Source organism: Brevundimonas sp. NPDC055812, assembly GCF_053616535.1.
In genome coordinates, this window is record NZ_JBSHDX010000006.1 from 59517 (window position 1) to 84936 (window position 25420).

Sequence of the window (25420 nt, forward strand, 5' to 3'; positions counted from 1 at the left end):
GTCAAAAATGCCTCACAATTTCCCCTAACAATGATTTTTTGAAAGAAATTGGTTGATGGTATGACGGGTCGGCCATAGCCATTGATGCAGCCAAGAAACGTAAAGACGAACATTGGTTTTCAACGTCGTTCGTGGAACGATGTGATGTTCAGTAACAATTAACAGGTACACAGAGGCATATGAGCACTCGTAAAGACTACCTGCTGGGCACGACGATGGCGGCTGGCGCTGCTGCTCTGTCGATGGCCATGCTTATTCCGGGGACGGCGTTTGCTCAAAGCGCCTCGAATACTGACCAGGAAGCGACCCAGGTCGACGAGATCGTGGTCGTCGGTTCGCGCATTCGTCGCGACAACTTCAACGCCCCGTCGCCGACTCAGGTCGTGACGCGCGAAGAAGCGACCCTGCAAGGCTTCGCCTCGACCACGGAAGCGCTGCAGAGCACGGCCATCACCGGCGGCACCTCGCAGATCAATAACTCCTACGGCGGCTACGTCACCAACGGCGGCCCCGGCGCGAACACCATCGGCCTGCGCGGCATGGGCCCGAGCCGCACCCTGGTGCTGCTGAACGGCCGTCGCGTCTCGCCCGCCGGTTCGCGCGGCTCGGTCGGCTCGGCCGACCTGAACGTGCTGCCGACCTCGATGATCGAGCGCGTCGAAGTCCTGCGCGACGGCGCTTCGTCGGTGTACGGCTCGGATGCCGTGGCCGGGGTGGTTAACATCCAGACCCGCAAGAACTTCGAAGGCCTGGTCTTCGAAGCCCAGCGCAACGAGCCTCTGGAAGCCAACGGCAACGGCGGTTCGACCCGCCTGTCGCTGACGGCCGGCGCCCGTGGCGACCGCTGGCGCGCCGCCGGCTCGATCGAGCGCTATGAGCGCGACGAGCTGACCCTGCGCGACCGTGAGTTCACGCGTTGCCAGACCGACGGCTTCCGCTTCGACAACGACTACATCGATCCGCTGACCGGCAAGTCGAAGTGCTACCCGCTGACCACGACCGGCTCGAACGGCGTGACCATCAACACCATCGGCACCAATATGCTGACGGGCGTCGGTGCGGCCGGCTCGGTGGGCGACACCTTCAACCGCTGGCGTCCGAACTCGGGCGTGACCTCGGGCCTGGTCGGCTTCGAGGGCGTCGGCGGCGGCGCCAACGACCTGAACGTCCGCGACACCTTCGAAGACCGCATGCTGAACGAGTCGCTGATCTCGCCGGTTGAGATCACCACCATCTATGGTGAAGGCGGCTATCAGCTGAACGCGCTGGGCAACGCCGAAGTTTACGGCGAATTCCTGTATAACAAGCGCGAGTCCTCGCAGACCGGCTACCGCCAGCTGTCGCTGGATTACGCCAAGGGTTCGCCGCTGATCCCGACCAGCCTGTCGGCCAGCACCGCCTTCGGCGACCAGGGCCTGAACAAGGGCCAGGACGTCGGCGTGCGCGCCTTCATCGGCTTCGGCAACGACCACTCGCGCCAGGAGCAGTCCTTCAACCGCTACGTCGGCGGCATCAAGGGCGACTTCTTCCTGACCGACTGGCGCTATGACCTGTCAGCCAGCTATTCGCGCTCGCGTTCGGAGTACACCAGCGAACAGTTCCTGACGGATCGCCTGATTGAATCCCTCGATGTCGTCTCGAACGGCGCCGGCGGTTTCCAGTGTCGCGAACTGGCCTCGAACCCGGGCTGCGTCGCCGCTCCGGCCCTGACCACCCAAACCATCGGCGGCGTGCTGCCGAAGGACTGGGTCGACTATGTGTTCCGTCCGGTGACGGGCGTGACCGTCTTTGAAGAAAAGATCGTCAGCCTCGGCATCGACGGCCCGCTGTTCAGCCTGCCGGCCGGCCAGGTCATGGGCTTCTTCGGCGCCGAATGGCGTGAATCCGAGATCGATGACACGCCGGGTCTCGATTCCCAGACGGGCAACACCTACAACTTCTCGACCTCCGCGATCACGCGCGGCACCGACTCGGTGTGGGAAGTCTTCGGTGAAGTCGAAGTTCCGCTGCTGCGCGATGCGCCGTTCGCCAAGGAACTGACGCTGAACGGGTCGTTCCGTTACACGGACTACGATTCCTACGGCGACGACACGACCTACAAGATCGGCTTGGTCTACCAGCCCATCGACGGCGTGACCTTCCGCGGCACCTACGGCACCTCCTACCGCGCCCCGGCGCTGTTCGAACAGTTCGTCGGCGCCACGACCGGCTACCAGTCGAACACGCTCGATCGCTGCAACAACTACGGCGCGCCGAACGTCAACCCGAACCGCGTCGCCAACTGCACGCGTGAAGGTCTGCCGACCGACTGGCAATCGACCACCAGCGTTGAAGTCATCACCGCTGGCGGCGCGGACGCTGGCCTGGCGGCCGAAACTTCGACCAACATGACGATCGGCGTGGTTCTGCAACCGCGCCTGCCGGAAGGTTGGGGCGATCTGGCTTTCGCCGTCGACTACTATGAGATCGAGGTGGAGAACGGCGTTTCGCGGACGGGCGCTAGCCAGATCCTGACCCGCTGCTATGACTCGAACCCCGGCGATTTCGCCGCGGACAACGGTTTCTGCCGTCTGGTCGAGCGTGATCCCGCCAATGGCCAGCTGACGGTCCACGACAGCTACGTCAACCTGGCGACGGACAATGTGAAGGGCCTGGACTACACCCTGCGTTACCGCAAGGACGTCGGCCCCGGCACGGCGCTGTTCAACCTGGGCGTCACCCAGTACACGGAAATCTCGAACAAGCTGTTCGAAGAAGATCCGCTGGAAGACTACCTGGGCATGATCGACAATCCGGAGTTCACCGGCACCGCCGATCTGTCCTATGCGTGGGACAAGTGGCGCGTGCGCTACGGCGTCGAGTGGGTCAAGGGCATGGAATCCTACACCTACTACGAGGAAGATCCGGCCACGAGCATCTACGATCTGGAAGTCGGCGACTACTGGCAACACAACGCCTCGGTGCAGTACACGGCTGACGGCTGGACCGTCACGGCCGGCGTCCGCAACCTGCTGAACGAAGATCCGCCCACGATCTCGGCCGGCGTGAACAACCGGGTCGGCAACGCTCCGCTGTACTCGGGTTACGACTACCTGGGCCGGACGGCCTTCGTGAACCTCACGAAGTCCTTCTAAGGTCTGACCTGATTTCAGGTTGATGAGAGGGCGGCGGGCTTCGGTCCGCCGCCCTTTCTGCGTCCGAACCGACGCTTTCCGGCTTGTGCGGCGTCGGGCGCGTCGCCAAGGTCCCCGCCATGAGTATGCTTCGCGACGTCTTCATCACCGGGACCGGCGCCGTCCTGCCCGGCGAGCGGATCGGCAACGATCGGATGGAGGACTTCATCGGCCGCATCGGCGGCAAGGCGTCGGCCGTTGGGCGCCGCGCCCTGCGCTGGAACGGGATCGAGGGGCGGCATTACGCCCTGGATGTTGACGGCGAGCCGCTGCATTCCAACGCCTCCATGTGCGCGGACGCCGTGCGGACGGCGCTGGATGGGGCGGGTCTAAGCCTCGGAGATTTGCAGCATCTGGGCGCGGCGGCGACGCAGGGCGACTATCTGGTGCCCGGCCACGCCAGCGCGGTTCAGGCCGAATTGGGCGCGGGGCCGCTGGAGGCCTTCAGCTATCAGTCCGTCTGCGCCAGCGCCCTGATGGCGGCCAAGGGGGCGTGGCTGAGCGTGCGGGCGGGGGAGGCGGATGTGGCCGCCGCCTGTGCAGGGGAGTTTTCATCCCGCTGGTTCCGGCCCGCCTTCTATGAGGGCACGGCGCTGGTGGATGAGAAGGGCCGGGCGCGGATCGAGGCGGACTTCCTGCGCTTCACCCTGTCGGACGGGGCGGGCGCCGTGGTGATGGAGCCGAGGCCGAAACCCGAGGGGCTGAGCCTGAAGGTCGAGTGGATCGACATGACCTCGCTGGCCGGGCGTTTCGATCCCTGCATGTGGGCCGGATCAACGCCGCAGGCGCGCGCCGACATGACCAGCGCCTGGAGCCACGCCGGACCGTCGGCGGCCCATGCGGCGGGGGCGGTGGCCCTGTTGCAGGACTTCGAGCTGCTGAAGATCGTCATCCGCGCCTGGATCGGCGTCTGGCTGGAGAAGGTGGACGCCGGGCGCATCGTCCCCGATGAGGTCGACCATCTGCTGTGTCACTACTCGGCGCGGTCGCTGCGTCAGGAGATCGTCGGCCTGCTGGAAAGCACCGCCGCGATGATCCCCGAGGAGAAGTGGTTCACGACGTTGGCCGACAGCGGCAATGTCGGCTCGGCCTCGATCTGGGTCATGCTGGACGCCTTCCTGAAGTCGGGACGCGGAAAGCGCGGAGACAAGGTGCTGTGCATCGTACCCGAGAGCGGGCGGGCGATGATCGGCTTCATGATGCTGGAGATTGTGTGATGGCGGAACAACTGGCCGAGGCGGCGGTGGCCGATTGCCTGCGGAAGCTGGCGGTGGTCTTCGCCGATTTCGAGCAGCGTCTGGAGGCGACGCCGCTGATCCGCAAGCTGACGCGGGGGCGGTTCGAGGCCGCCGACTACCACGCCTTCCTGATCAACCTGCGCCAGCAGGTGAAGGACGGGGCGCTGTGGATGAGCCGGGCGGCGTCGAACATCGGCGAGGATCATCTGGAGTTGCGCTCGACCCTGATGCGCCATGCGGTGACGGAGCATCGCGATTTCCGCCTGCTGGAGGCCGACTTCACAGCCTCGGGCGGGGCGCTGGAGGATATTCAGTCGGCGCCGAAGAATGTGGGGTCCGAGGCCCTGTCGGCCTGGATGTTCCATGAGGCGTCGAAGCCCGATCCCTTCGGCCTGCTGGGCGCCATGTTCATCATCGAGGGGCTGGGCTCGATCAAGGCGCGGCCGTGGGGCCTGAAGGTGCAGGAGCGGCTGGCCCTGCCCGACGAGGCGGTGCGCTTCCTGCTGTACCACGGCGACAACGACGCCGAGCACATGAAGGAGTTCGAGGAGATGCTGGGCATGGTGCTGCCCGATCCCTTCATCGCCGAACGCATCGTCACGACCGCCAAAGTCACGGCCCGCCTCTACGCCCTGCAGATCGAGGAGATCGCGGCGTGAGGTACTACAAGCCGGGGGAGGATCCGTTCGACCCCGCGAGGTTCGATCCCAAGGATCCCGATCCGTGGATGGCGCTGTATCTGGACCACAGCCTGCCGATCGACGACGGGGCCAAGCGCGACCTGCTGCTGGGGGCGCGGTCGCGGTCGCGGCGCTGGCTGTTTCCGATGGCGCGGCCGCTGGTGTTCCTGTTCTTCTGTCTGGTGAAGGTGCTGCGGGTCATTTCGCCGAAATACCCGAACCTGAACGGCCTGCTGCACAAGACCATCCACTGGGGTCTACGGACCTTTGTGACGCCCGAGGGCAATCGGGTGATCCTGCGCCACTTCCACGTCGGGTCCGAGCTGACCGCCTTCGTGCGCGAGAACGCGGGGGTGGGCGACAAGGTGACGAAATGGCCGCTGACGCCGACGCGGCTGAAGGACATCGAGCCGGATCTGTTCCTTCAGCACGACCTGAACATCTTCAACTTCGTCATCGAGATGAACGCCGCCTTGCGCGCCGAGGGGCGGGAATTGATGCCGCCAGAGCGCATCGACTTCTCCATGATCTCGGACGAATTCCCGCCGTTCGAGGCGTTTCCGCGCAAGTGGCACAACTTCGTCGACGTGCAGACGGCGGTGGAGTTCTACACGCCGATCTACGCCCTGATGCTGCCGCGCGACGACTTCGTGCGGGCGTCCAGTTCGCTGCAGCTGGACGAGGTGATGGCCATCTACATCGCCCGCATTCTGGGCACGAGCTACCACATGGCCTTCGTCAAGAACGGCCATCCGCTGGTGGCGCTGTCGACGCTGCAGGCGGGCTATCGGCTGATGATGCACGGGCTGGATTCAGAGGCCATGCACGGCTGGCTGCGGGTGATGAAGGCGCGCCAGGCGGCGGGCCTGCCGCTGGACCCGGCCAACTCGGGCGCGCCGAAGTAGGACGCTGCGGTCCGAAACCGTCACCCTCGGGCTTGTCCCGAGGGCCCAGCGTTCCCCTTGGCTGGGCGCGGGATGTTGGAGGCGCAGGTATGAAAACGACGCGCCCTTCAGCTTGCAGCCGCCATAGGCCCTCGGGACAAGCCCGAGGGTGACGGGGGAAGAGGGTTGATTTCCGCTGGCGCGCGGCGCGGCGGCTGCTAGCGTGGCCGGTATGAAATCGGCGCGCTCCTTTCTGACCTCTCTCAGCACCCTGGTGCTGCTGTCGCTTGTGCTGGGTCTGCTGGCCGGGGCGGCGGCGCAGAAGTGGGGCCTGCCAGGCGGCCATGTCACGGCGGACTTCATTCAGGCGCTGGGCCAGCTGTGGCTGAATGCGCTGAGGATGACGATTATCCCGCTAGTGTTCAGCCTGCTGGTGACGGGCATCGCCTCCATCGCCGATGCGGCGCGGACCGGGCGTCTGGCGCTGAAGGCGGTGGCCTGGTTCGGGGGGCTGATCGTCTTTGCGACCGTCTACGCCGTCGCGGCGGCCTATGGGCTGCACGCCGTCTGGCCGATCGATCCCGAAGGCGCGCGCCTGCTGCTGGCGATCAAGCCGGAGGGCGCCGAGGGTCTGGGCGCGGGCGCGCCGTTCAGCGAGTTCGTCAAGACCATCGCCCCGTCCAACCCGATCCGCGCGGCGGCCGAGGACGCCATCCTGGGCATGGTGGTGTTCGCCGTCTTCTTCGGCTTTGCGGCCTCGGGGCTGCCCGAGCGGCTGCGTGTTCCCCTGATCACCTTCTTCGAGGCGGTGGGCGAGACGATGATCGTCATCGTCCGCTGGGTGCTGAGCGTCGCGCCGCTGGGCGTCTTCGCCCTGTCGGTCGGGGTGGGACTGACGGCGGGGGCCAGCGCGGCGGGGGTGCTGTTGCACTATGTGGCGCTGATCTCGCTCGCCTGCATCGGCATCGGCCTGATCTTCTATCCGCTGGCCGTCATCTTCGGGCGGGTGAGCCTGGGCCGGTTCGCGCGGGCGGCGGCGCCGGCGCAGGTGGTGGCCTTCTCGACCCAGTCGTCGCTGGCCAGCCTGCCGGTCATGGTCGAGCGGGCGGTCGACGAACTGGGCGTCAGGCGGGCGACGGCGGGCCTGGTCCTGCCGCTGGCGGTGGCGGTGTTCCGCATCACCAGCCCGGTCGCCAATCTGGGGGTGGCCATCTACTGCGCCCATCTGTTCGGACTGGAGCCCTCGGCGGGCCAACTGTTCGCCGCCATGCTGACGGCGGTGCTGATCTCGATCGGCACGGTGGGGTTGCCGGGGCAGGCCAGCTTCTTCGCCTCCATCGCCCCGATCTGCATCGCCATGGGCGTGCCGCTGGAGCTGCTGCCGCTGCTGCTGGCGGTCGAGGTCGTGCCCGACATCTTCCGCACCCTGGGCAACGTCACCGCCGATCTGGCCGTGGTGCGCATCGTCGAGGGCGCAGAGGCGACGGACAACCGCCTCCCTTAGTCCTCCATCGCTTCGAACATGGCCTCGGCCTCGTCGAAGTCGTCGTAGTCGAGCCGCTCGGGCGGGCGCAGGATGACGAAGCGGCTGAGGACGGGCGCGTCCGGCTCGGAGCGACGATCCCATTGCCAGAAGCTGCGGTCGATCCGGCTTTGCAGCAGGGTCCAGTCGCCGTCGTCGACCGGCGGGCGTGGCGTGTGGAAGGTCATGCGCATCAGCTCCCCTGCTGGCGGAAGCAGGAAAGCCTGCGCAGGCGCGGGTTGTCAAAGCCGGTGCGTTGTTCCTTCTCCCCTTGTGGGAGAAGGTGGACGGCGAAGCCGGACGGATGAGGGGTCTGTTTGACGTTTGACGAGAGGCCGAGGCTGAGGTCTCGCAACCCCTCATCCGACCTCACTCCGTTCGGCCACCTTCTCCCGCAAGGGGAGAAGGGATGTCAGTCGCCCCTCGTCCCCGAGGTGTGGGCCGGGCCGCGGAAGACGGCGTTGAGGAACAGCGGCTTCAGCCCTTCCAGGAAGGCGCGCATGGTCACGTCCTGGGTGAAGGCGACGACCTGGCCGCGGCCGACCTCGGAGGCCATGGCGACCGGCTTGTAGGCCAGCTGGCGGCGGTTCTCGGCCCACAGCTGGCCGGACGCCAGCACCTGGTCCGGCCCGGCCAGGCGCACGACGTTGGTTCCCTGGTCGCGGGCCAGCGGCGCATAGATGTCCGAGCCGCGCACCATGACGCTGAGGGTCGGGGCGACGCCTGCGCCCAGCCAGTGTTCGTTGTCGACCACGGCGCTGGCGAGGACGCCGGCGACCGGATCGGGGGCGCCGCCGTGATGGCCGGTCAGGGCCAGGTATTCGGCGTCGGTGGCGATCTCGCTGCCGCCGTCCTTCTTGTCCTTGTCGCCGTCGCCGGAGACGGCGCTCTCGCGGCGGCTCTCCAGCAGCTTGGAATCGGGATCGGTCAGCAGAAGGCTGGCCGAGCCGACGCCGATCAGGACGCCGCCCGCCTGAACCCAGGCGCGCAGGTTGGCGACGCCGCTCTCGCCCAGGATCTGCTCATAGTTTCCGCCCGACGGCAGGATCAGCACCTGGTAGCGGGACAGGTCGGCGTTCGCCAGGCGGCGGGTGCGAACGGCCGTGACCGGCCAGCCGTATTCGCGCTCCAGCACATGGCGGATGGAGCCGGCGGATTCCGGCTCGGTCGGATCGTCCCAGGCCATGGCGACGCGCGGCGCGGCGATGATCGTCGCCTTGTTCGAACCGATGCTGGGGCCGCTGGAGACCCAGGAGGTAGCGAGCGGCGTCACCTGGGCGCCGCTGCCGGCGGCCAGACGGCGGATGTGTTCGTCCAGGTCGTCGGGCGAACCGGCGCGCGTCACGATGAAGGTTCCGCCCGGATAGGCGCGGCCGTCCAGGGTGAAGGGCTCCTCGACCGAGCGGACCGGCAGCTTGTCGGTCAGGGCGGCGGTCAGGAAGCGCATCCCGGCCGTGCCCGGATGGATGGCGTAGCCGTAGGCCGCGTCGCCGGAGGCCACGGCGGCGGGGCGGATCAGTTCGGGGCCGACGGCGGCCGTCTGGACCGAGGGGGCGCCGGTGCAGCGCTGGCTCGGCACGTTGAACAGAAGCGGCAGGGACCAGCCGGTCAGGTCGTAGATCTCATCGCCCAGGCCGCGCGCGCGGCGGGCTTCCTGCTCGGCCAGGAATTTGGGGTCCAGCGGCACGTCCTTGGCCAGCAGGGTCTCGGCCATGCGGCGCTGGGGCTGGGCCAGGTTCACGATGTAATCGCCCGCCTGATAGGTCTGGCCGCAGGCGGAGAAGGATGCGGCGGCGCGCCCGACCTCCAGCCCCGAACGCACCAGCAGGCCCGCCAGCTTGTCGGCGGCGGCCGGGTCGGCGGCGGCGGAGCGCGACAGGACATAGGCGCCGCGACCGCCCGAAATCCCGTCGCGGTGGAAGGCGTAGAAGTCGCTGAGCAGCTTCTCGCGGTCGCGGGCGGCGGTCTCGATGGTCGACAGGGTGGCGGTCAGGTGGCCCTTGACCGTGTCGGCGTAGGTCAGCATCTCGCCCGACGACCGGCGCGCCAGCAGCCCGCGCGACGAGCCCTGCTCATAGGTCATGGAGACGGCGCCGAAATAGGCCGGCCAGCCGTCGCCATAGCCGGGATAGAAGGCGTCGAAGGTCTCGCGCGTGAAATAGTCCAGCCCCGCCTGGTCGAAGCGTCCGGCGGTGTTGCGGCCGAACCGCTCGCGCGCGTCCAGGATCGGCGGATAGATCCAGGGGTTCAGCGGCTGGGCCTCGGGCGGGAAGAAGAAGCTGGAGTCGGTGCCCATCTCGTGGGAATCGACCACCACCTGCGGACGCCATTCGCGGATCAGGGCCGAGTGGCCCTGCGTTTCCGGCTGGGACTGGATGAACCAGTCGCGGTTCAGGTCGAACAGATTGTGGTTGTAGCGGCCGGACGGCCACGGCTCGGCCCGCTCGGCCGACAGGGGATCGCCGTTGGGCTGGGCGCCGAGGCCCGCCTCGAAGCTGTTGATGAAGCGCTCGCGCCCGTCGGGGTTCTGGGTCGGGACGAAGACGACCACGACGTTCTCCAGCCAGCCCTGCGCCTCGGCGTCGAGGCCGTCGGTCAGGCGGCGCGCGGCGATCAGGGCGGCGTCGGCGGGGCTGATCTCATTGCCGTGGACGGAATAGGCCATCCAGACGATGGCGGGGGTGTCGTTGATCAGGGCGCGAGCCTGCTCGGGGCTGGTCCTGCGCGGGTCGGCCAGGGCGTTGGTCGCGGCCTTGATCGCGTCCAGACGGGCGATGTTGCGCGGCGAGCCGACGGCGGCCCAGAACAGGGGGCGGCCTTCCCACGACTGGGCGTAGTCGCCCATGACCATGCGGTCGGGATTGGCGGTCCGCAGCGCCTCGAAATAGCGGCGCACGTCGGCCGAGCGGGTGATGCGCTCGCCGCTGTCGTGGCCGACGACGGCCTGAAGCTCGGGCGGGTTCTGCTGAGCCAGGGCGGGCGCGGCGCCCAGGGCCAGGCTGAGCGCCAGCAAGGAACAGGCGGCGCGGCGACGAGACGACATAAGAAAACTCCCCCTACAGATCGATGACCTTAACCGTGGAGCCGAGGCGAAGGAAGCGGCGCTGCGCCGTCATTTCTTCCGCTTTGCGCGCTGTATTTCGACAGGGATTAGGCGGTTCGCCGTTCGGGATAGCGAAGGTCGTTGACAGCCTCATACAGTATGTCGCATACACTGTGTGTCACACACTATGTGGCGGCAGGTGAGGCGGCGCCGTGGATCGGGAACTGTTCGAGACGATGCGGCTGGAGCTGCGGCGCGGGACGCTGGTCCTGGCGGTGCTCGCCTGCCTGCGGACCGAACGCTACGGCTACACCTTGCGTCAGGCGCTGGCGGCGGACGGGCTGGAGATGGAGGAATCCACCCTCTACCCCTTGCTGCGGCGGCTGGAGGGCCAGGGGCTGCTGACCAGCGAATGGCGCGAGGAGGAGAAGCGAAAGAAACGCTTCTACGTCCTGTCGCCCGGGGGCGAGGCCATGCTGGCCGCCCTGACCGAGGAATGGCGCGGCATCAACGCCTCGCTGGAACGATTGCTTTGAAGGGACGGGAGAGGGCGCGATGGACATCATCGAACGCTATCTGGAGGCCGTGGCGGCGCAGCTGCCGACCGAGGACCGCGAGGACATCGTCGCCGAGCTGCGCGACCTGATCCTGAGCCGCGTCGAGGCGCGCGAGGAGGAGCTGGGCCGGGCGCTGAGCGACGAGGAGAAAGAGGCGATCCTGCACGAGATCGGCCATCCGCTGATCGTCGCCGCCCGCTATCGCAAGGGGCCGGACAGCCTGATCGGGCCGGAGCTGTTCCCCTATTGGCTGTTCGGGGCCAAGGCCGGGCTGATCGTCATTGCGGCGGTGCAGGCGCTGGGGCTGCTGATCAGCGTGCTGGGCGCGCCGGCCGATTTCGGGCGGGCGATCAGCCAGGCCTTCCACGGCTTCTTCTCCGGAGGGCTGACCCTGCTTGGGGCGCTGACCCTGGCCGGGGCGATCATGGAGCATTACGACATCAAGCCGAAGTGGCTGACCAAATGGCGGGTGCGCGACCTGTCGGCCTTCGGCCTGGCCGATCCGGCGAAGTGGGGCGCGTCCCTGGCCGGAACCGAGAAGGCCAAGTCCGAGTGGTTGCCGAAGGGCGCGCGCGTCTGGGGCGTGACCGCGAACGACAAGCCGGGGCTGGAGGCGCTGGCCTCCCTGATTGTCGGGGGCGTCTTCGTGATGTGGTGGATCGGCGTGATCCGCTTTCCGGGCCTGGGCGAGTTCTCCTTGAGAAGCGGCGCGGTGGGGATCGAGGCGGCGCCGGTGTGGGCGGCCCTCTACGGCCCCATCCTGGCCCTGGCAGTCGGCGGCATGTCGGTGGACGCGGTCAGCCTGATCCGAGGACGCGAGGGGCGGTTGACCTGGCTGCTGAAGATCCCGCTGGCGGGCGCGGCGCTCTGGGTGCTGTGGCGGCTGTTTGATGCGGGCTGGTGGCTCACCCTGACCCAGGGCGCGGCGAGCGCTCGCGTCGAGGGCGGGACGACGAACATCAGCCTGGACGCCCTGCGCGCGGTGAACGATGCGGGCCGCGATCTGGATGGGACGGCCCTGACCCTGGGTACGGTGCTGACCTGGGTGTTCGCGGTGATGGCGATCAGCTTCGTCGTCAATATCGCGACCTATGTCTGGCGGCTCGCGACGACGCGCGAGGGGTAATCCGCCAGGCTGCGGCGCCGTCATGTCCGAAAACCGCGAGACAGGGCGGCGCGGCGGGCGCATGTTGCGGGCATGGAAAAAGCCCGCGACATGCTGGATCAGGAGGCCTGCTATCGGGCCGTCCTGACGCGCGACCCGCGCTTCGACGGGCGCTTCTTCACCTGTGTGAAGTCTACCGGGATCTATTGTCGCCCGGTCTGCCCGGCGCGGACGCCCAAGCGCGAGAACATGACCTTCGTCATCAGCGCGGCGGCGGCCGAGGAGGCGGGCTTTCGGGCCTGCCTGCGCTGTCGACCCGAGACGGCGCCCGACATGGGCGCGTGGCGCGGCACCTCCAACACCGTCAGCCGGGCGCTGAACCTGATCGAGGCGGGGGCGCTCGATGAGGGCGACGTCGACGCCCTGGCCGCGCGGCTGGGGGTGGGCGAGCGGCACCTGCGCCGCCTGTTCCGCCAGCACCTGGGCGCAGCCCCGGTCAGCGTGGCCCAGACGCGCCGCGTCCTTCTGGCCAAGGCCCTGATCCACCAGACCGACCTGCCGATGGCCGAGGTGGCCATGGCCTCAGGATTCGGCAGCGTGCGCCGCTTCAATGAGACGTTTCAGGCCCTTTATGGACGGCCGCCGTCGGCGCTGCGGTCGCGGGCCGAGCGGCCGTGGGACGGCAAATCGAATGAAGGGGTGCGGCTGAACCTGCCCTATCGCCCGCCCTATGAGGTCGAGGCCATGCTGGCCGCCCTGAAGGCGGGCGGAGAGACGGTTGAAAGAGGCGTCTGGCGCCGCGTCCTGACCCCGGCGACGGACGGGACGACCGGCGAGGTTTCGGCCCGGTTCGAGGCGGGCCACCGGCTGGCGGTGACGGCGGCGCTGGACGATCTGAAGGCCTTGCCGGGCGTGCTGGCGCGAGTGCGGCGGCTGTTCGACCTGTCGGCCGATCCCGAGGCGATCCGGCGCGATCTGGCGGCTGACCCTGTGCTGGCGCCGCTGGTCGAGGCGCGGTCGGGGCTGCGCCTGCCGGGCGTCTGGAGCGATGAGGCGGCCGACATGGCCAGCGACCGGCTGGAAGACGAGCGGCTGGCGGGGCGGGCCGAGCGGTGGCGGCCCTGGCGGGCCTATGGCGTGCTGCACCTGCGCGAGGCGGGGATCGACGGCATGACGATCATGGAGAACGACGATGAAAAAGACGCAGCCTGAAGCCTTCACCCTGGACCGCATCGCCACGCCGGTGGGCGAGGTGCTGCTGGTCACCGATGCGGACGGCGCCGTGCGCGCCTTCGACTTCGCCGACTATGAGGCCCGGATGATGAAGCTGCTGGCCCGTCACTACGGCGAGGCGCGGCTGACGCCGGGGCGGGCGCCGGAGGCGGTGCGGAACGCCGTGGCCGCCTATTTCGACGGCGATCTGACGGCGCTGGACGGGCTCGCGGTGAAGACCGGCGGCACGGACTTCCAGCGCGCGGTCTGGGCGGCGCTGCGGACTATTCCGGCGGGGCGGACCTGGAGCTACGGCCAACTGGCCCAGGCCATCGGCAAGCCCGCCGCCGTGCGGGCCGTGGGGCTGGCCAACGGCGCCAATCCGATCGGCGTCATCGTGCCCTGCCACCGGGTCGTCGGGGCCAATGGAACCCTGACCGGCTATGCGGGCGGGCTGGAGCGCAAGCGCTGGCTGCTGGCGCACGAAGCGTCGCAGGACAGCCCCGATGATGGAACGGGACAGGGGGCGTTTGCGCTGGACTGACAGCGCCCTCCCTTTCGGCGCTCATTTCTGGAGTCTGATGATGAACCTGCCCAACGGGGCCCTGGTCGCCGTCGCCGACGGCGAGAAGCTGAGCCTGTTCCGCAACACCGGCCACAACCTCGACATCCAGCTCAAGCCGATGGCGACGCCCGAGATCCCCGAACGCCTGTCCGGCGCGCCGGGCCGCCGCTCCAGCGACGCCAACCCCGACAACGACACCCAGGCCGAGGACGGCTTCGCCATGGGCGTGGCCGAGGCGCTGAACCACATGGCCCTGACCAACAAGATCGAGGCTCTGGCCGTCGTCGCCGCGCCCAAGACCCTGGGCCAGCTGCGCAAGCATTGGCACAAGACGCTGGAGGAGCGTCTGGTCGGCGAGATTCCCAAGGCCCTGGCCGGCCGGCCGGCCGAAGAGATCGCCGAGGCGATCAGCCGGGCGTAGCCGTTCAGGCCGCCCCGTCCAGAAACAGGCGGCAGGCCGGGTTGTCGGTCTCGTCGGCGTAGGGGTAACCCAGTTCGTCCAGCGCCTTCGTCAGGGCCGCCGCCTGGTCCGGCGGGACGCTGACCCCCGCCAGCACCCGGCCCGCGTCGTCGCCGTGGTTGCGGTAGTGGAACAGGGTCAGGGCCCAGGCGGGCTGCAGGCTGTTGAGAAAGCGCAGGAAGGCGCCCGGCCGCTCGGGGAATTCGAAGCGCAGCAGCCGCTCGTGCGGCAGGCCGATGGTGCGCCCGCCGACCATGTGGCGCACGTGCAGCTTGGCGGTCTCGTTGTCGCTCATGTCGACGACGGAATAGCCGCCGGCGGTCAGGTGTCTGAGCAGGCTTTCGCGCTCGGCGGCGCCGTCGCGCAGGGCCACGCCGACGAAGATCTGGGCCGTGCCGTCGCCGGACCAGCGGTAGTTGAATTCCGTGATCGAACGGCCGTCCAGGCTCTGCAGGAAGCGGTGGTAGTCCTCGCGCCGGTCGGGCATGGAGACGGCGAACAGGGCCTCGGCGCCCTCGCCGATCTCGGCCCGCTCGGCGACGTGGCGCAGGCGGTCGAAATTGACGTTGGCGCCCGAGTTGATCGCCACCAGCGTCCCCGATCCGGGGTTGCGCGCGGCCCAGGCCTTGAGCCCGGCCAGGGCGACGGCGCCCGACGGCTCGGCCACGGCGCGCACGTCGTCGAAGATGTCCTTCACGGCGGCGCAGATGGCGTCGGTGTCGACCAGCACGATCTCGTCCAGCAGATCGCGGCACAGGCGGAAGGTCTCGTCGCCTGCGCGGCGCACGGCCACCCCGTCGGCGAACAGGCCGACCTGATCCAGATCGACGACGCGCCCGGCCTCGATGGCGCTCTTCATCGTCGGCGCCTCGGCCGGCTCGACGCCGATGAGGCGCGTTTCGGGCCGCAGGAAGCGGACGATGGCCGCCACCCCCGCCGCCAGCCCCCCGCCGCCGATGGGGATGAAGACCGCGTCGATCGGATCGGGGTGCTGGCGCAGGATCTCCAGCCCGACCGTGCCCTGGCCGGCGATGACGTCGGGGTCGTCGAAGGGGTGGACGAAGGCGGCGCCGGTCTGCGTCTCAAGCGCGCGGGCGTGGGCGTAGGCGTCGTCGAAGCTTTCGCCGTGCAGCACCACCTGGCCGCCCAGACCCTGAACCGCCGCCACCTTGATGCCGGGCGTGGTGGTCGGCATGACGATGGTCGCCGCCGCGCCGCGCCTGGCCGCCGCCAGCGCCACCCCCTGCGCGTGATTGCCCGCCGAGGCGCAGATGACCCCGCGCGCCAGTTCGGCCTGACTGAGCGCCGCGATCCGGTTGTAGGCGCCGCGGATCTTGAACGAGAAGACCGGCTGCAGATCCTCGCGCTTCAGCAGGGCCGGGCGGGCGATGCGGGCCGACAGCCGCTTCAGCGGATCGAGCGGAGTCTCCTCGGCCACGTCATAGACGCGGGCGGTCAGGATGCGGCGGACGGTGTCTTGCACGATGATCTCGGTCAGGCGACGCAGGGGAGGATGAAGCGTGTCCCGGTCTAGGCGATGCTGCGGCGCATGAGAATGAAAATTGCGCGCCTGTCCTTCTCCCCTTGCGGGAGAAGGTGGCGACCGAAGGTCGTCGGATGAGGGGTGTCGCAACCTTGAGCACTGGGCTTTAGCTTAATGGAAGGCGCAAAGAGACCCCTCATCCGTCTCGCTGCGCGAGCCGCCTTCTCCCGCAAGGGGAGAAGGATGCGCGTCGTTGATTTCCCTTGCGCCGGGTGCGGAAGAGCCTACATTGTTTCTGCTTATGCTAAGTTTGAGCATAAGTCGGGGCCGCGCAGACGGCCGATAGGGAGTAGGGACGATGGCGGACGGCGCTTTCGGTCTGTCGAAGGAACTGGCGGAAGAAACCGCCCCGGTGTGGGAGAAGGTCAAGGACCACGTCACCCCGCTGGAATGGCCCGAACAGGCCCGGCTGATCAGCGAGATCAACCGGCTGAAACGCGAGCGCGATGCGGTCATCCTAGCCCACAACTACATGACGCCCGAGATCTTTCACGGCGTGGGCGACTATGTCGGCGACAGCCTGGGGCTGGCCAAGGAGGCCGCCAAGTCCAAGGCCAGGGTGATCGTTCAGGCGGGCGTTCACTTCATGGCCGAGACGTCCAAGATCCTGTCGCCGGACAAGACGGTGCTGATCCCCGACCTGCGCGCGGGATGCTCGCTGGCGTCCTCGATCACGGGGGCGGACGTGCGGCTGATCAAGGAGCGGCATCCGGGCCTGCCGGTCGTCACCTATGTGAACACCACGGCCGATGTGAAGGCCGAGACGGACATCTGCTGCACCAGCGCCAACGCCGTTCAGGTCGTCGAATGGGCGGCGAAGGAATGGGGCGTCGACAAGGTCATCCTGATCCCCGACGAATATCTGGCGCGCAATGTGGCGGCCCAGACGACGGTGGGCGTCATCGCCTGGGCGGGACACTGCGAGGTGCACAAGCGCTTCACCACGCAGGACATCGCCGACATGCGCGACGCCTGGCCGGACGCCGAGGTGCTGGCCCACCCCGAATGCCCCGAAGAGATCCTGCGCGCGGCCGACTTCGCCGGTTCGACGGCCGCCATGACCGAATATGTCGAGCAGCGCCGGCCCAAGCGGGTGGTGCTGATCACCGAATGCTCGATGGCCTCCAACATCAAGGGGGACGTGCCCGAGGTGGAGTTCGTCGGCCCGTGCAACCTGTGCCCGCACATGAAGCGCATCACGCTGGAGAACATCCGCGACTGCCTGCTGCACATGCAGTTCGAGGTGACGGTGCCGGAAGAGATGCTGGAGAAGGCGGCTCTGGCGGTGCAGCGGATGATCGACCTGCCGCCGCCGTCGAAGCCGGCGCGCTATGACCTGGTCAAGGCGCGGCATCATGTCGATGTGGAGCTGATCTGACGGCCCTGCGGCGACGCGGCCCGTTGCGGGACCGTCGCCGCGCGCCCAGTTCGAATCCATGAGCGACACAGACAACACCCTTCCCCCCGGCGGCCGCAGGCCCGGACCCTGGGACCCGCGTCCGGAAGAGGCGGCGCCTGCGCCCGCGCGCGAGACGCCGCGCTACAGCGCGCGCCATGAAACGCCGCAGGAGGACAAGGGCCAGCACCCGGTCTGGGCGGTGGTCTCGACCCTGCTGATGGCGGGTTTCCTGTGGTTCCTGACCGGTAGCTGGGTCGTGGCGGGGGCGGTGCTGTTCGGCCTGTTCGTGCATGAGTACGGCCATGTGCTGGCGATGAACCGGGTCGGCATGGGCCCGGCGCGCATCTACATCATCCCCTTCCTGGGCGGGCTGGCGAAGGGCCAGCGCGAGCCGAAGAGCGAGTGGCACGGGGTGCTGGTGTCGCTGGCGGGGCCGGCGTTCGGCCTGCTGGCCATGATCCCCTTCGTGGCCGTGGGCCTGGCGCTGAAGGCGCCGGAGTGGCTGATGGGCGCCTTCTTCATCGCCATGATCAATCTGCTGAACCTGCTGCCTGCGCCGCCGCTGGACGGCTCCAAGGCGCTGGGGCCGGTGCTGACGCGGGTGCATCCGCGGCTGGAGCAGGTCGCCCTGCTGGTCGTCGGCGGTCTGGCCGTGTGGTGGGGACTGTCGACGGGGCGGCTGATCCTCGCCGTCTTTCTGGGCCTGGCGGTGTTCGGCCATCTGAAGCGCGGCGTCTGGCGCGCGGCCTGGGGACGGTTGAGCTGGCCCGAGGCGGGGCGCAGCCTGGCGCTCTACCTGCTGACGGCCGTGGTCTGCGCGGCGGCGGCGATCGCCGCCCTGCTGCCGCTGACGGGCGGAGCGGTCGAGCCGGCGTTCGAGATGGGGCTGCGGTTCTTTGGCGTGGGGGCCCGTTAGGGCGATGGCGCGCATCCGACATGACGGGCCTCTGATCATCGGCGGCGGGCTGGCGGGCCTGTCGGCGGCGCTGGAGGCGGCCGAGGCGCTGGGGTCGGACGGCAAGGTGCTGGTGGTCACGCCCGAGCCCTTGCTGAACGCCTGCTCTTCGGCGTGGGCGCAGGGCGGGATGGCGGCGGCCCTGTCACCGCAGGACAGCGCGGCCCTGCACGCCAAGGATACCGAAGGCGCGGGCGCCGGTCTGGTCGAGGCCGAGGCGGCGCGCGCCCTGACGACGCGGGGGCGTGAGACGGTCGAGTGGCTGGCCGGGCTGGGCGCGCCCTTCGACCGCGATAACGACGGCGGCTTTTCCGTCAGTCTGGAGGCGGCGCACAGCCTGCCGCGCGTGGCGCGGGTGGGCGGCGACGGCGCGGGCCGGGCCATATTGTCGGCCGTGGTCGCCGCCGCGCGGGCCACGAAGGCCATTGAGATCTGGGAAGACGGCCGGCTGCGCGGCCTGATCCGCGACGTGGACGGTCGGGTGCGCGGCGCGGTGATCGAACGCCGAGGCGGCCGCTTGGACGAAGTGTTCGCCCCCGCCGTGGTGCTGGCCACCGGGGGGATCGGCGGCCTGTTCGAGGCGACGACCAATCCATCGGCCCTGCGCGGCGAGGGGCTGGCGCTGGCCTGGCAGGCCGGGGCCGTGGTGCTGGACCCCGAGTTCGTGCAGTTCCACCCGACGGCCATCGACGTGGGGCTGGACCCGGCGCCGCTGGCGACCGAGGCCCTGCGCGGCGAGGGGGCGCGGCTGGTCGATGGCGGCGGCGCCTTCCTACTGGGCGACCATCCCGACGCCGATCTGGCGCCGAGGGACATCGTGGCGCGCGCGGTGCACGCGGCGCGTATCGAGGGGCGCGGCGCCTTTCTCGATGCGACGAAGGCGGTGGGCGAGGCCTTTCCGCATGAGTTTCCGGCGGTCTTCGCCGCCTGCATGAGGGCGGGGCTGGACCCGCGCGTCAGCCCGATTCCGGTGGCGGCGGCGGCCCACTATCACATGGGCGGGATTGTCGCCGACGACGAGGGGCGCACGACCGTCCCCGGCCTGTTTGCGATCGGCGAGTGTGCGGCGACGGGGGTGCATGGGGCCAACCGGCTGGCGTCCAACTCCCTGCTGGAGGCGGGCGCCTTCGGGCGACGCGCGGGTCGGGCGGCGGCGGGCGAGGTCCAGCCCGAGCGGCGGCCGCTGGCGGCGGTGCAGGCGATGACGGATCTGCCGCCCGAGGCGCTGGCGACCTTGCGCGCGGCCATGACGCGCCATGCGGGCGTGGTGCGGGACGAGGCGGGGCTGACGGCGCTGCTGGCCCTGATCGACGACCTGGCGAAGGCGCATCCGACGGCGGCGTGCCTGACGGCGGCGCGGCTGGTCGCCGAAGGGGCGCTGAACCGGCGCGAGAGCCGGGGCGGCCACTATCGCCGCGACTTCCCCGACAGCCTGCCGAGGGCCGAGCACACGCGGATGCGCGCAGCGCCGACGTCGACGCGCGACGAAGAGGCCGAGGCGGCGACGCTCGCCGCCCTGGCGGCCGTGATCTGAATGACGAAGGATTCTCTCGTGACCCGAACCCTGCCGGACCTGCTGATCGAGCCCGTGGTGCGCATGGCGCTGGCCGAGGATCTGGGGCGGACGGGCGATGTGACGGCGCAGGCCTGCATCCCCGAGGACGCCCGCTTCAGCGCCGTCTTCTGCGCGCGTCAGGCCGGGGTGATGGCGGGCGGGCCGGTGGTGCGGATCGCCGTCCACGCGCTGGACCCGCTGGCGACGGTGACGGTGAAGGTCGCCGACGGTGAGGCGTTCGAGGCCGGAGCCGTGCTGATCGCGGTCGAGGCCAACGCCTGCGCCCTGTTGGCGGCCGAGCGGACGGCGCTGAACCTGCTGGGCCGGATGTGCGGGATCGCGACCCTGACGCGGACCTATGTGCAGGCGGTCGCTGGGACGCACGCGCGCATCGCCGACACCCGCAAGACCACGCCGGGGCTACGGGCGCTGGAGAAGCACGCGGTCGCCTGCGGCGGCGGGCTGAACCATCGCTTCGGGCTGGATGACGCCATCCTGATCAAGGACAACCACGTCGCCGTCTGCGGCGGGGCAGGCGAGGCGGTGCGCCGGGCCAAGGCCTTCGCCCCCCACCTGATGAAGGTCGAGGTCGAAGTCGACGGCCTGGATCAGCTGGACGAGGTGCTGCCCGAGCGGCCGGACGTCGTCATGCTGGACAACTTTAGCCTGGAAGACATGGCCGAGGCGGTGCGGCGGGTGCGGGACAGCGCCTTCGGATCGGTGGTGCTGGAGGCGTCGGGCGGGGTGAACCTGACCACGGTCGCAGGCATCGCCGCGACGGGCGTGGACGTCATCTCCGTGGGCGCCCTGACCCACTCGGTCATGCAACTGGACATCGGCCTGGACGCCGGCTGAGCGGACGCGGACCGGGGTTTTTCGGGGAACGGGCCCGGCGGGGGGCCGTTTTCAGAAGGCGGGAGGGCGCGACCTCGAAGGAGAGACGCCATGACCAGGGCCCCACAGCCGCCCAGGGAGCAACGCAGCTTCGCCGATCGCGGCGCCCAGCTGATGGATGAGGCGGTCGCCGTGGATCGGCGCGACTGGGCGGACGGCGTGCAGTCCGGCCAGCCGGGCGATGCGGACGTCAACCTGAGCCAGCAGGGGCGTTACGGCAATCTGCAGCAGAATCTGACGACCCACCGCAAGACGCATCCCTAGACCGGGATCGATCAGGCTTCGGCGTTGATCGTGACGGTCGCGACGGCGGGCTTGGGCGAGGCCGGGGGCGTCGCTACCGGGGCGGGCGCAGCGGCGGCGCGCGGCGCGGCGGCCGGACGCTCTTCCGTCTTGCCCGACGCCAGGGCTTCGCGCGCCAGGACGGCGGTGTAGGCCACGGCGCCCGAGGCGTTGCGGGCGGCCTCGACCGGATCGAGGCTGGCCTGGACCAGACGCGGGGCGTTCTCGGCCGGACCCGACGGGCGCGGGTTGTAGGCGAAGGCCTGGCTGGCGCCCGAGCGGCCGCCGAAGCGGTAGAACAGGTGATCGCCGACCTGGTTCACCCGCACCAGATTGTTGCGCCATGACGGCGAAACGGCGGTGGTGTGGAAGTGGGTGGCGTTGCCGACGGCGGCGAACACCTGGCCGGACAGGGCCTTGGCCGCCACGTCGCGGGCGCGGTTCCAGGCGGCGCGGTTGACAGCGCCGCGCATGGCGCCGTTGCAGGTGAAGCTGAACTGGCAGCCCGAACCGCGGTTGGCGCCCTGATAGACGACGCTGCAGACGGTCTTGGGGAAGGCGGGGTGACGGGCGCGGTTCAGCACCACCTGGGCCACGGCCTTCATGCCGTCGCGGCCTTCGCCGCGGGCTTCATAATAGACGGCCTGGGTCAGGCAATCGAGGTCGCGCGACTGGTCCAGGGCGCCGTCGAGGCGGAAGGGACGAGCGGCGGAGACCCTGGTCGCGCCGGGGCCTTGCAGGCTGGCGCGGCGCAGGCCGTCCTGGCCCTGAAGCTGCTCCAGGCGGGCGGTCAGCAGTTCGGCCTGGCGGTCGCGCTGGGCCGAGCCGGCGACGGAATAGGGGTCATGGCGATGGGCGATGGTCAGGGCGCTGGCGTCCAGGCCGCCGGCCGCTTCGGCCAGGGCTTCCTGGGTGTAGCCGCCGGCGCCGGCGCCCTGCAGGCGCTCGGCCTGGGCGCGCACGGTCGAGGCCTGGGCGGCCAGGCCGCCCAGATAGGCCCCTCCGACAGCGAGGCCGACGACGCCGCCGAACGCCGCCGCTGCCGTCGTGGGGCGCAGGCGGAATGAGCGGGCGGCGTGCATCAGCGCACGCGTCTGCGAGGAGAGAGACAAAGGCGTAGTCCTGTACAACAGGGCGAGGATGCCGCCCCCGTAGATCCCGAACCCCGGCGACAAGGACGCGTCGCGCTTAAGCGGGTCGGGCGAACGCCGACTGAACGCCGACCCTCGAAGGCGGGCCTTTATCCATCCGATCGTGGCCTCAATGTGACTGATTCGCTAGAATTGTAATTTCTTCAGCATAAGAAAAACGCCTATCAGTCATTATTCCGCGTCGTTTTAATCGTGACGAAATTGCGCCTTAGACATTCTTGCGAAGACTGTATTTGTATGTTGATCGAAGATTGAGCATGGAGCGGTCGGGGGATGAATAAGCTATTGGCCGGGGGTCGACATCTTGATTGTCAGAGTCACGCCATAGATGGGAACCTGAGGTCGATTCTCGCGTTCCAAGCTGAGCTATTTCAAGGAGTTGCCCCATGACCCGCACCGCTTCCCGCCTGGCCGTACTGGCGCTGGCCGGCGCCGGAGCCCTGGCCCTGTCGGCCTGCGGCCACAGCATTGAACAGAAGGCGGCCACCGGCGCCGTCGCCGGGGCCGTGGTGGCCGGTCCGGTCGGGGCGGCCGTCGGGGGCGCCGCAGGCGCGGCCGTCGGCCACGCCCAAAAGCCTCACTGATTCCAGCCGCACTGAAGGTTGACGCGGCCGCCTCGCGCGGCTGCATTGTGCGTCCGGGCGGCCTCTCCGCCCCCTAAATCCAATGAAATTGGGCCGTGGAGCTTGATTTCGGCGCGAAATTCGGCTTTGGCCTCCCGCCGGGCCGAGCGCGTCGAGATGCGCCTCCCGGCCCGATCCAAGGCCGTCGCCTCGGCGATCGGCCCCTTTCGCCGTCTCCATTCCCTATCAAGGACACCCGCCTCTCAGCATGCGCGACCTCAAGAACACCGGCTTCAACGACCGCCTGTCCGCCCAGAAAGACGCCAAACAAGCCCTCCTGGCCCGGTTCAAGCCGAAGCCGACGGTTCAGGATCCCGAGTTCGAGAAACTGGCCGAAAAGCGCGCCGCCGAGAAGGAGGCCGTCCGCCAGCAGCACGAACTGGCCAAGGCCGAAGTGCGCCGCGAGAAGGCCGAGAAGGAAGCCGCCCGCCTGGCCGCCGAAATGGCCGCCCAGGAAGAGGTGGACGCCGCCAAGCGCGCCGCCCGCAAGGAGCGCAAGCAACTGACCAAGGAAGAGCAGAAGGCCGCGCGCGACGCCCGCTACGCCGCCCGCAAGGCGCGCCAGCGCTAAGCCGGCGCGATGACGCCCCTTCCCGGCCGGGGAGGGGCAACGCTCATGCGGCTTCGACGTTACAGGGGCGAAGATTCCTGCGGCGGGTCGCCGCCGACCCCTTGGAACGCGGGCCGGACGACCTAACTGCAAGGCTGATCTTCACACCGCACTGCAAACGGGAGCCGTCATGAACGCCATCGACACCGGTCTTAAGCCCAAGGAGCGCGCCGACGTCGCGCGCGAACTGTCCAAGGCCCTGGCCGACAGCTACGCCCTCTATCTGAAGACGCACGGCTACCACTGGAACGTGCGCGGGCCGGAGTTCTTCAGCCTGCACAACCTGCTGGAAGAGCAGTATCGCGAGATCTGGGCCGCCCTGGACGAAATCGCCGAGCGCATCCGCGCCCTGGGCGAACTGGCGCCGCAGAGCGCCTCGGCCTTCGCCAACCTGACCTCGATCAAGGACGGCGATCCCGAGAAGGATTCCTCCGAGATGCTCAAGGAGCTGATCAAGGACCACGGCGTGGTCATCGCCACCGCCCGCGCGGCCCTGGACGCCGCCGACGAGGTCGGGGACGAGGCGTCGGTCGACCTGATGACCGTGCGTCTGGCGGCGCACGAAAAGGCCGCCTGGATGCTGCGTTCCAGCCTGGGCGAGCGTTAAGCGGGAAGAGGACCGCCGTTTCGCCTCACGGAACGGTAATCTTCGCGTCTGAAAAGCGCCGGATTGGGCGGTCATGCAGATCGTCGATTTCCGGCGCCGTCAGGCGTCGCTATACGGACGTCGCATGAACCTCGGCCGCCTCACGCCGCTGAAGACGACCGGACGCCGGGCAGTGGCAGCGGCGCCTGCCGCCATGGCCGTGACCCTGGCGGCGATGGGCGTGGCCATGTCGGCCAGTTCGACCCCGCGCCCCGACATCGACCGCACCGCCGAAGCAGTGGCCCGCGCCACCGGCGGCGACCTGGGCCCGAACGGTCTGGCGGCGGTGACGGCGCGGATGGATGCGGGGCAGCTCGCCGTCGCACGGCGGCATGATCCGGCCCTGGGCCTGCCCGAACTGTATGGGCTGACCCCCGGCTGGGAGAGCCTGACCCTGGGCGGCAAGCCCAGCCTGGATCAGGGCGTGGCGGGCGTTGCGGCGCAACAGTTGAACGCCGCCATGCCCAACGCCTTCGGCGCGCTTCAGCCCGCACGGCCCTTCGTCTTCCGTCCGGCGGACGAGGCGTCGCGTCGACGCGCCCTGCGCTGCCTGACCCAGGCCGTCTATTACGAGGCGGCGCTGGAGCCGACCGAGGGGCAGGAGGGCGTGGCCCAGGTCGTGCTGAACCGGGTGCGCGATCCCAACTATCCCTCCAGCGTCTGCGGTGTCGTCTATCAGGGCGCAGAGCGGACCACGGGCTGTCAGTTCAGCTTCACCTGCGACGGCTCCCTGGCGCGCGGGCCGGTGCGCTGGGCCTGGGATCGGGCCGAGCGGGTCGCGGCGCGCGCCCTGAACGGCCATGTGTCCGAGCGCGTGGGCACGGCCACCCACTACCACGCCGACTACGTCCACCCCTGGTGGTCGCCGACCCTGGCCAAGATCACCCAGGTCGGGGCGCACATCTTCTATCGCTGGAAGGGCGCGGCCGGAGAGACGGCGGCCTTCGTCAACGCATACGCGGGCCGCGAGCCGTCGATCGACGAGGCCCGCTTCGCCCAGTCTCGCGTCCTGCTGGCCACGGCCGCCGACAGCGTGGAAGAGGCGCTGGACGGGGCCAGGTCGGGCGAACTGCGCACGGTCGAGATCGACGGCCAGACCCGCGTCGTCGGCATCGCCAGCCTGGGCGGTCGCCGCCAGGCCGGCAAGGAGGAGATCGCCGCCATCAACGAGCGCCTCAAGGCCTTCGAGGCCGGCGCCGTCCCCAGCGTGACCGTGACCGCCCCGCCGCCCGCCGGCGTCACGCCCATGGCCGTCGAAGAGGTCGGCAAGCCGCAGGGGTGAGGGTGCGGGCGATCGCCCTATTCAGCCCGCTTCCGGCCATA

Annotated in this window: 23 protein-coding genes; 19 read left to right on the plus strand and 4 right to left on the minus strand. The window is 69.2% G+C overall.

Features of this window, described 5'->3' with window-relative positions; genetic code table 11:
* Positions 1 to 179 precede the first annotated feature (179 nt).
* The 5 genes from ACWGL1_RS11290 to ACWGL1_RS11310 all read left to right on the plus strand — a co-directional run bounded on the left by ACWGL1_RS11290 (position 180) and on the right by ACWGL1_RS11310 (position 7479).
* Positions 180 to 3134, plus strand: coding sequence for a TonB-dependent receptor plug domain-containing protein (locus ACWGL1_RS11290; RefSeq protein ID WP_291779237.1), 2955 nt, complete (start codon positions 180 to 182; stop codon positions 3132 to 3134).
* A 119-nt stretch (positions 3135 to 3253) separates the two neighbouring features.
* Positions 3254 to 4390 carry a beta-ketoacyl-ACP synthase III gene (locus tag ACWGL1_RS11295; protein WP_452112048.1) on the plus strand — a complete coding sequence of 379 codons (1137 nt, stop codon included), beginning with the start codon at positions 3254 to 3256 and terminating at the stop codon, positions 4388 to 4390.
* On the plus strand, positions 4390 to 5070 hold the full coding sequence (locus tag ACWGL1_RS11300; protein ID WP_452112049.1) for an iron-containing redox enzyme family protein: 681 nt from the start codon (positions 4390 to 4392) through the stop codon (positions 5068 to 5070). The genes ACWGL1_RS11295 and ACWGL1_RS11300 overlap by 1 nt, the downstream gene beginning before the upstream one ends.
* Entirely contained in the window at positions 5067 to 5996 is a 930-nt protein-coding gene (locus ACWGL1_RS11305; protein ID WP_338577943.1) for a DUF6999 family protein, read from the plus strand. The genes ACWGL1_RS11300 and ACWGL1_RS11305 overlap by 4 nt, the downstream gene beginning before the upstream one ends.
* A gap of 211 nt (positions 5997 to 6207) precedes the next feature.
* On the plus strand, positions 6208 to 7479 hold the full coding sequence (locus ACWGL1_RS11310) for a dicarboxylate/amino acid:cation symporter (protein ID WP_452112145.1): 1272 nt from the start codon (positions 6208 to 6210) through the stop codon (positions 7477 to 7479).
* Here the strand turns inward: ACWGL1_RS11310 and ACWGL1_RS11315 are convergent.
* Both ACWGL1_RS11315 and ACWGL1_RS11320 read right to left on the minus strand, forming a co-directional pair.
* Positions 7476 to 7691 carry a hypothetical protein gene (locus tag ACWGL1_RS11315; protein WP_452112050.1) on the minus strand — a complete coding sequence of 72 codons (216 nt, stop codon included), beginning with the start codon at positions 7689 to 7691 and terminating at the stop codon, positions 7476 to 7478. The two genes, ACWGL1_RS11310 and ACWGL1_RS11315, sit on opposite strands and share 4 nt — an antisense overlap.
* A 218-nt stretch (positions 7692 to 7909) precedes the next feature.
* Positions 7910 to 10540: a M14 family metallopeptidase gene (locus tag ACWGL1_RS11320; RefSeq protein ID WP_452112051.1), complete on the minus strand. Its 2631-nt coding sequence runs from the start codon at positions 10538 to 10540 to the stop codon at positions 7910 to 7912.
* Positions 10541 to 10752: 212 nt separating this feature from the next.
* Here ACWGL1_RS11320 and ACWGL1_RS11325 point away from each other — a divergent pair, with 212 nt between their 5' ends.
* From ACWGL1_RS11325 to ACWGL1_RS11345, 5 genes are all read left to right on the plus strand, one after another.
* A complete protein-coding gene (locus ACWGL1_RS11325; RefSeq protein ID WP_312218909.1) occupies positions 10753 to 11076 on the plus strand; it encodes a PadR family transcriptional regulator in 324 nt (107 codons plus the stop codon).
* A 19-nt stretch (positions 11077 to 11095) separates the two neighbouring features.
* Positions 11096 to 12223 (plus strand): hypothetical protein, encoded by a 1128-nt coding sequence (locus ACWGL1_RS11330; RefSeq protein ID WP_452112052.1) that lies wholly within the window; start codon positions 11096 to 11098, stop codon positions 12221 to 12223.
* 72 nt (positions 12224 to 12295) lie between these two features.
* Positions 12296 to 13414 carry a bifunctional transcriptional activator/DNA repair enzyme AdaA gene (locus ACWGL1_RS11335; protein WP_452112053.1) on the plus strand — a complete coding sequence of 373 codons (1119 nt, stop codon included), beginning with the start codon at positions 12296 to 12298 and terminating at the stop codon, positions 13412 to 13414.
* Complete coding sequence (locus tag ACWGL1_RS11340) at positions 13395 to 13958, plus strand: methylated-DNA--[protein]-cysteine S-methyltransferase (protein WP_452112054.1); 564 nt, start codon at positions 13395 to 13397, stop codon at positions 13956 to 13958. The genes ACWGL1_RS11335 and ACWGL1_RS11340 overlap by 20 nt, the downstream gene beginning before the upstream one ends.
* A 37-nt stretch (positions 13959 to 13995) precedes the next feature.
* Positions 13996 to 14400 carry a host attachment family protein gene (locus tag ACWGL1_RS11345; protein WP_338577950.1) on the plus strand — a complete coding sequence of 135 codons (405 nt, stop codon included), beginning with the start codon at positions 13996 to 13998 and terminating at the stop codon, positions 14398 to 14400.
* Positions 14401 to 14404: 4 nt separating this feature from the next.
* Here the strand turns inward: ACWGL1_RS11345 and ilvA are convergent, their stop codons facing one another.
* Positions 14405 to 15922 (minus strand): threonine ammonia-lyase, biosynthetic, encoded by a 1518-nt coding sequence (gene ilvA / locus ACWGL1_RS11350; RefSeq protein WP_452112055.1) that lies wholly within the window; start codon positions 15920 to 15922, stop codon positions 14405 to 14407.
* 358 nt (positions 15923 to 16280) lie between these two features.
* Between ilvA and nadA the strand changes: the two genes are divergently transcribed.
* From nadA to ACWGL1_RS11375, 5 genes are all read left to right on the plus strand, one after another.
* The gene (nadA, locus tag ACWGL1_RS11355; protein ID WP_452112056.1) at positions 16281 to 17360 is read left to right on the plus strand and encodes a quinolinate synthase NadA; all 1080 of its coding nucleotides are present in this window, start codon (positions 16281 to 16283) and stop codon (positions 17358 to 17360) included.
* A 58-nt stretch (positions 17361 to 17418) separates the two neighbouring features.
* Complete coding sequence (locus tag ACWGL1_RS11360) at positions 17419 to 18297, plus strand: metalloprotease (RefSeq protein ID WP_452112057.1); 879 nt, start codon at positions 17419 to 17421, stop codon at positions 18295 to 18297.
* Between the two features lie 4 nt (positions 18298 to 18301).
* The gene (locus ACWGL1_RS11365; protein ID WP_452112058.1) at positions 18302 to 19870 is read left to right on the plus strand and encodes an L-aspartate oxidase; all 1569 of its coding nucleotides are present in this window, start codon (positions 18302 to 18304) and stop codon (positions 19868 to 19870) included.
* Positions 19871 to 20746 (plus strand): carboxylating nicotinate-nucleotide diphosphorylase, encoded by an 876-nt coding sequence (gene nadC / locus ACWGL1_RS11370; RefSeq protein ID WP_452112059.1) that lies wholly within the window; start codon positions 19871 to 19873, stop codon positions 20744 to 20746.
* A gap of 90 nt (positions 20747 to 20836) precedes the next feature.
* Complete coding sequence (locus ACWGL1_RS11375) at positions 20837 to 21049, plus strand: hypothetical protein (protein ID WP_452112060.1); 213 nt, start codon at positions 20837 to 20839, stop codon at positions 21047 to 21049.
* A gap of 11 nt (positions 21050 to 21060) precedes the next feature.
* On the opposite strand, the gene ACWGL1_RS11380 is transcribed toward ACWGL1_RS11375, so the two are convergent.
* On the minus strand, positions 21061 to 22179 hold the full coding sequence (locus ACWGL1_RS11380) for a cell wall hydrolase (RefSeq protein ID WP_346484884.1): 1119 nt from the start codon (positions 22177 to 22179) through the stop codon (positions 21061 to 21063).
* Between the two features lie 425 nt (positions 22180 to 22604).
* Between ACWGL1_RS11380 and ACWGL1_RS11385 the strand changes: the two genes are divergently transcribed.
* From ACWGL1_RS11385 to ACWGL1_RS11400, 4 genes are all read left to right on the plus strand, one after another.
* A complete protein-coding gene (locus tag ACWGL1_RS11385) occupies positions 22605 to 22802 on the plus strand; it encodes a hypothetical protein (RefSeq protein ID WP_338577956.1) in 198 nt (65 codons plus the stop codon).
* A gap of 247 nt (positions 22803 to 23049) precedes the next feature.
* Complete coding sequence (locus ACWGL1_RS11390; RefSeq protein WP_291779298.1) at positions 23050 to 23412, plus strand: DUF6481 family protein; 363 nt, start codon at positions 23050 to 23052, stop codon at positions 23410 to 23412.
* Between the two features lie 169 nt (positions 23413 to 23581).
* A complete protein-coding gene (locus ACWGL1_RS11395) occupies positions 23582 to 24058 on the plus strand; it encodes a Dps family protein (RefSeq protein WP_291779301.1) in 477 nt (158 codons plus the stop codon).
* 73 nt (positions 24059 to 24131) lie between these two features.
* On the plus strand, positions 24132 to 25379 hold the full coding sequence (locus ACWGL1_RS11400; RefSeq protein WP_338577958.1) for a cell wall hydrolase: 1248 nt from the start codon (positions 24132 to 24134) through the stop codon (positions 25377 to 25379).
* Positions 25380 to 25420 lie beyond the last annotated feature (41 nt).